This is a genomic window from Petrocella sp. FN5 (assembly GCF_029210395.1).
In the GTDB taxonomy this organism is placed as follows: Bacteria; Bacillota; Clostridia; order Lachnospirales; family Vallitaleaceae; genus Petrocella.
Genome location: NZ_JARGDP010000116.1, coordinates 1 through 4,700, shown reverse-complemented (window position 1 = coordinate 4,700; position 4,700 = coordinate 1). Strand labels below are relative to the sequence as shown.

Below are 4,700 nucleotides of genomic sequence, written 5' to 3'. Positions count from 1 at the left end.
AGACAATGAATATGAGGATGACTCATAAGGTTCTGACCCCACGTATGAAGTACTGATATCATTCCACCTTTTCCTCCGACATATTTCGGATCGGCAATCAGTGTCATCATTGTTTCAGCCGTTGCCTTGAAAAAAATGTCATACATACTCTTCTGATTCGTTTGTATGATTGGATTTAGTGAATCCGGTACCGTGAAGATTACATGGTAATAGGATACCGGTAATAATTCCTTAATCCTTGCTTTTGCCCAGTCTTTTGAGATTTCCTTCTGACATACCGGGCAATGTCTGTTACGGCAAGAGTTCTCTTGGAGGTACTTGATCCCACATTCATCACACTCAAGCTGATGCCTTCCAAGCTCTCCAGTACCGCACTTTTCTATCATCACCATACTTTTTCTGATGTGTGGTGCCAGCTTATGATTCCTTCGATAAGTCTTGCCATACAGCCGGAACAGTTCTCCGATATTCATATCAGAGTTCCTTAACTGAACCGAACAACTTATCTTGAACACTTGTAATCTGTAGAGCTGACAAGTTACTGATGTGCAAGTACTTCGAGGTCGTCTGAACCTGGGTATGGCCCATTAGCCTTTGCAGGTGATAAATAGAAACACCTGACTCTAACATATGTGTAGCAAAACTATGTCTAATACTATGGACTGTGGCTCTTTTATCAAGCCCTTCCTTTTCCTTTATCTGCTTAAAAACAGATTGCACTGTCCTGTTTGACAATGGTGTTTCTGAATCTCTTCCTTTGAAGAGATAGGAATCCGTAATCCTATAAGTTTTGCAGTATTCTCTTAAATCCTTAAGTGCTGTATTTGATAGGATTGTATAACGGTCTTTCCCGCCTTTCCCATCCGATACATAAATTCGCATTTGTTTACTATCTATATCATCAGCCTTGAGACTTGTTGTCTCTTTGACTCGTAAACCACCACTGTACATCACTGAAAATATGGCTTTATGTTTCAAGTTTTTTGTTTCTGTAATTAATGTGTAGATTTCTTGTTGACTTAGGGCTACGGGCAACCTCTTTTTCTGCTTACTTCGAGGGATTTTGTAGCTTTCCCAGTCTCTTTTCAGTGTTGTTTCATAAAGAAATCTTAATCCACTGTAGCACTGATTAATATATGTTTTACTACGACCTTCCTCTGATAGCTGAAAAAGATATTCCTTAATCTCTGTCTCTCCTAATTCCTGTGGATTCCTGTTATACTTCTTTACAAAGAGTATGACACAAGATAGATAGGCTTTTTGGGTCCCTTCAGCAAATCCTTTGAGCTTCATGTCTCTGATGAACTGTTCTCGAAGTTTTGTGTTTTCCATATGTATTTCCTCCTATAATAGTTTGTAATTACTATTATAATTGGAATCCATAGGAATTTCCTGCTGCCGCGCTAGCGGTTTAGTTCAACTAATTTAATCACGCGTTGCGTGAATACTGCAATATTGGTTGTTAATGCGCATTGCGTCAAATACTGTTAAAGCTGATCAAGTGGATTTGTTATTCGACTTAATGAAGCTCTAGATACATGTGTGTAGATTTCAGTAGTCTTACTGCTGCTATGCCCAAGCAGTTCCTGTATAAACCTTAAATCTGTTCCGTTTTCCAGTAAATGTGTTGCAAAAGAATGTCTTAAGCTATGGAATGTTGCATCACTTCTGATTTCAGCTTTTTTTGCAGAGTTCCTAAATACCTGTTGCAAGGTTCTCCCGCTAATCGGACCATCTTTTAAAGGATTCTCAAATAGCCAAACCTTAGGCCGGTAAGTCTTGTAGTAAATTCTTAATTGGTCAAGCATCTTCTCAGACAGTAAAGTGATTCTATCTTTACGACCTTTTCCTTGATGAACGACGACGACCATTCTTTCACTATCTATATCCTTGACTTGCATCATTGCTACTTCACTAACCCTTAGTCCACAAGAATATGCAAGCATGAGCGCTGACTTATGTTTTTCATTGCTCGTAACCTCAAGCAGACGTTTGACTTCTCCTTGACTCATAACCTTGGGTAACTTCTGTTCTTTTTTGGGTCGTTGTAGTTTGATGATATCAGCCTCTTCAATTCGACTGAACTTTCTTGTTCTCTAGGAAAGTCATACTCTAGCATTCAACTTTAAAACATAGCTGAATGCGCCAAGGTCCTTTCCTTTCGAACCGTTCAGAAATATGAGCAGAGCTCATAACGAAGCGTAGCTTCTTTTCTTGCATAAATCTTGATGGCATTGACTGCTTGATTGCAATAGGAGTGGCTTGAATTTTTGTTTTCTAATAAGTGCAACAAATAGCGGTTGATACTCATCAAATCGCATACACCTTCACTACTGGTTAGAAAGGCTTTGAGATGATTCGTATAACTCTTTATAGTTTTAGGACTGTAACCCAAGCGCACTAGGTCATCCCTAATCATATTGATTTTTATTTGATTATCCATTGATTGTTCTGTAAGATCATTCTTGTTTCTGTGAAACAATTCTACAACAGGTTCATACTGACTCGTTGACAAATGCCAAATTTTCTCTTTTGCTTGCCATTTGCCACCAAGATGTTTTAGTTGTTCCACGTAATAAGGATTGTAATCAATCTGAACGCTAATATAACCCTTTTCTTTACGAATTTCCATAGACTCCCCCTACAGATCTCATTTTGATACGATATTCTATTCAATTGTTTTTATATGGGAAAGAGTTTGTGAAAAAAATCTAAAATAATCCCTCAATCACCAATTATTTAATGCCCTCATTGAAATTCTAACATTTCTAAAAGCTTTGCACAATACTAGATGTAGTTTTTATTTGAAAAACGTAAATTTCTATGATAACGCTATTGAATCCAGGTAATATCCCTTTTATTTATTTACCTATTATTTTTTTCCCTTTTCTTCCTTCTTCACATATAAATAATAAGTGCCATTTCCAATACTACCTATACCTCTATGTCTAGCATTTACAAATTCACTTCTTGTACTAATTCCTTTACTATTTAGATCTGACTTCAACTTCATGTAATGATTTAGATCTTGGGTTACCAATACTTCTTCCCAACCAAAAATTATATTCAGTAGGCGACTCATAAACCTTTCCCTTCTTATACAAAATATTATCGTTTCCAGTGAATGATTGTTAAGCACGAAACATTAAGATAACACAACATAATGCTATTTTATTAAAATAACCCACCGTTATATTTCTTCTGGGCAATAAGGATCACTATGAAGCCCCACAAAAAGAATATTCCAAATACAATCCAACCATATGAAGTCTCTGTTACATAGTCTATTAAGGCTGTCAATATCATGCCTATTCCCATTATAATAACTGATTTACCCACTGCTGATGTATATGGTTTTATATCTCTATCTTTAACTTTTGAATAATGATAGCTATGTATAAGCGTTATGTGTTCCTTTTTCCAAATTCGCCAGCCGATATAAACAAACAGTACACCTAATAAAATCATAAATACCAATTCAAACATATCATCATCTCCTTAATCCTCTGTATTTCACTATCTTAATAATATCTCTCCATACCCCTAGTGTGATTGCGCTCTTAGCACCATTGTTTTAGCTTATTTTGTGAGGAGTAATATGCGAAATCGCCAATAAAAAAGACCTCTAGTGATAAACTAGGGCCTTGAAATTACAAATCAAGTCTTCTTGATCTGTGAATTGCTGTCAATATATAGCTCCCCGTTCATATCTTATATATAGTTCTATAATCTCTGAATAGAACTTCTCGAATCTTATGCCTATTATACCAAATAACTCAACCTAACTCTACATAAAAAGTTTCTTTCAGTAATGAACATGGAATATTTAATGCGTATTGTAGCAAGGACTGTTATGGCACGAATATATAGACTTCGTAGTTTTAAGAGTAACAACACCTTACTTATTTTTACTTAATTCTTATATGTTACCTTCGCTGCCTTACAATGTTGACAAATATAATCACAAATCATATCAAAATCCTGAGCCTCACAATAGATTTGATTATGTATTAGGTTCTGGTTTAGATAAATGACATGTCGACTTTTATGAACGACTATGGTTTTAACTTTGGAAAAAGTACTGTAAGTGCTTTGTTTGGTTCCGGCCAAAAGCCCTGCTCCTGTCGTCTGAGGATTACCAGCCATTACGCCAGCTAAAACACTGATCATAGCCAAGACTTGACTCTTCTTAAATTGTTTATCCAGTTGAATATGGTTCACGCCCATGCCATTCATTTCAAAGACAACACAATACCGGCCGCCATTCATAATAGCCACCAGTGGGTAGGCAAGTAACATCAGCACTGTCAGAATAACAGCTACAATAATAATAACCTTGAAAAATATGGCACCGGCCTCAATAAAGCCATCTTCCAAGGTAAGGAAAAACATGAGTAAAGCCGGAGCCATAGCACCTAACATCAGTACTTTCCATACCGTTATGAGTATGGTAGGATTTTTCCACATGTTCATGTCATAAGCCCATCTCATGAGACCTTCCCCGTTCATAAACACAGCCGTATCATGCGGCATATCTTGATGTCCACTATTACTTGGCCTTCTTTTAGAATCAGTTACTACCGGAGAACCACAGTTTTTGCAAAACAAGTTACCTTCTTCTATTGGCATATTACATTCACGACAATTCATAAATCTACCCCCTTAACCCTGTTTAATTGTTAACAGGCGCATCTATAATA

7 protein-coding genes are annotated in these 4,700 nt (G+C 36.6%); all 7 read right to left on the bottom strand.

What is annotated here, in order from left to right:
• Positions 1 to 473 (bottom strand): IS91 family transposase (locus P0N36_RS14575; RefSeq protein ID WP_275843597.1); only part of this gene is annotated, 473 nt, incomplete at its 3' end.
• 1 nt (position 474) lies between these two features.
• The gene (locus P0N36_RS14570; protein WP_275843596.1) at positions 475 to 1,332 is read right to left on the bottom strand and encodes a tyrosine-type recombinase/integrase; all 858 of its coding nucleotides are present in this window, start codon (positions 1,330 to 1,332) and stop codon (positions 475 to 477) included.
• A 155-nt stretch (positions 1,333 to 1,487) separates the two neighbouring features.
• Positions 1,488 to 2,012 carry a tyrosine-type recombinase/integrase gene (locus P0N36_RS14565; RefSeq protein WP_275843595.1) on the bottom strand — a complete coding sequence of 175 codons (525 nt, stop codon included), beginning with the start codon at positions 2,010 to 2,012 and terminating at the stop codon, positions 1,488 to 1,490.
• Between the two features lie 158 nt (positions 2,013 to 2,170).
• The gene (locus P0N36_RS14560) at positions 2,171 to 2,632 is read right to left on the bottom strand and encodes a phage integrase N-terminal SAM-like domain-containing protein (RefSeq protein WP_275843594.1); all 462 of its coding nucleotides are present in this window, start codon (positions 2,630 to 2,632) and stop codon (positions 2,171 to 2,173) included.
• Positions 2,633 to 2,872: 240 nt separating this feature from the next.
• On the bottom strand, positions 2,873 to 3,082 hold the full coding sequence (locus P0N36_RS14555) for a hypothetical protein (RefSeq protein WP_275843593.1): 210 nt from the start codon (positions 3,080 to 3,082) through the stop codon (positions 2,873 to 2,875).
• 92 nt (positions 3,083 to 3,174) lie between these two features.
• A complete protein-coding gene (locus tag P0N36_RS14550) occupies positions 3,175 to 3,486 on the bottom strand; it encodes a DUF3784 domain-containing protein (RefSeq protein ID WP_275843592.1) in 312 nt (103 codons plus the stop codon).
• A 426-nt stretch (positions 3,487 to 3,912) separates the two neighbouring features.
• Positions 3,913 to 4,650: a hypothetical protein gene (locus P0N36_RS14545; protein WP_275843591.1), complete on the bottom strand. Its 738-nt coding sequence runs from the start codon at positions 4,648 to 4,650 to the stop codon at positions 3,913 to 3,915.
• Between the last annotated feature and the right edge of the window lie 50 nt (positions 4,651 to 4,700).